Annotated in this window: 1 protein-coding gene and 2 tRNA genes; all 3 read right to left on the bottom strand. The window is 27.9% G+C overall.

What is annotated here, in order from left to right; genetic code table 11:
• Positions 1–747 precede the first annotated feature (747 nt).
• Positions 748–963: a hypothetical protein gene (locus ACYUET_RS18980; RefSeq protein ID WP_460282205.1), complete on the bottom strand. Its 216-nt coding sequence runs from the start codon at positions 961–963 to the stop codon at positions 748–750.
• Between the two features lie 269 nt (positions 964–1,232).
• Positions 1,233–1,309, bottom strand: a tRNA-Arg gene (locus tag ACYUET_RS18975).
• Positions 1,310–1,359: 50 nt separating this feature from the next.
• A tRNA-Gly gene (locus tag ACYUET_RS18970) sits at positions 1,360–1,433 on the bottom strand.
• Positions 1,434–1,504 lie beyond the last annotated feature (71 nt).

Raw genomic sequence — 1,504 nt, 5'->3', positions numbered from 1 at the left:
CAAACTCTCATAAAAAAGTTTAATCTTAGCTTACTTTTCAAAAAGAATTGCTGGTTTACTTAAATGTATTTTATATATTCTGTTCAATTTTCAAAGACCATTTTCTTTCGCTTCAACTCTCGTTGTCAGCTTTTGTTTTAACTTGTCGCACTCAAGCGACTTCCTTATATTATCATCTTTCGAAATTTCTGTCAACACTTTTTTTCAACTAATTAAGTGTTTTTTCATCATCTCTCGCGACGACAAGATTTATTCTATCACAATATGTAGTATCCCCTTATCTATTATTACCAATTTAAATAAAATATATCTTAAATATTTTATTTTTTATCATATTGCTCAATTTTTCATATATTGATACACTAGGATAAGTTTTTTTCAATTTCATATAATATAACAGTATTGTTTCTTTATATAGTACTAAATTATTAACATTTATTATTCTTTTAAGATAAATAAACTAAATTATTTATACTATAATACTATATTATGTATTTTACTCTGATAAATAATACATATTATTTTGAAACAATATTATTAGATCTGCTACTGAATATTTCCTTCTTCTCTCCAATCTTCTGATTTTCTATTCTTTAGCCAAAAGATTATTATGGTTATATCAGATTCCATTTCTTTAATTACTTCCTTAGTAACTTGTAATTTTTTTTGTCCGTATCATGGTTCTCTACTAGCTACTTTGTTATTTCTTTATATTTATAGCCTAACACTCTTTTTAAAATAACATTTTTAGCTTCTAAGTCTATTAAATTCTAAACCTATTACTTCTTTGTCTCTTTTTAAGTCATATGAAAACTCTATATGCTTATTCTTGTATTTACAAAATGAATCTTTGCCTATGCCTAAGTTATTACATATTTGAATATAAATAAGATTACTCTTGGCCCATTCTTCAATTTTATCCAACTTAGGTAGCACATAAACTTCATATTTGCTTTTTGCCATTCATTATATTCTCCTTTGTAAATGTTATTAATTACAAACTTACTATAATATACTTGAATTGTATTTATTATATTAAGATTACCTTTCGTGTATAGATAAATATAAAAAGTCCCTTGTTATCAAGGGACTTTTTGTATTTCCTAATAATTACATAATACTTTCATGCAATAAATATTAACAACGATAATATTTTTCTTCATCTATTTCTGTTACTTGTAGTAATAAAAACACCAACGATTTATAACAAACCGTTGGTATCACTTATTTAATGGTGCACCTAGCAAGATTCGAACTCGCGGCCTGTGGATTCGAAGTCCAACGCTCTATCCAACTGAGCTATAGATGCATATATATTTTATTATAAACAAAAAAACAACTGATGTCAGTTGTTTTTAATGGAGCGGGTGATGAGAATCGAACTCACGTAACTAGCTTGGAAGGCTAGGGCTCTACCATTGAGCTACACCCGCATATTTAAAATTTATTTGGAGCGGAAGACGGGACTCGAACCCGCAACATCCACCTTGGCAAGGTGGCACTC

Source organism: Clostridium sp. CTA-5 (genome assembly GCF_054768135.1).
The sequence above is the reverse complement of the archived record's forward strand: the minus strand, read 5'-3'. Positions and strand labels throughout refer to the sequence as shown.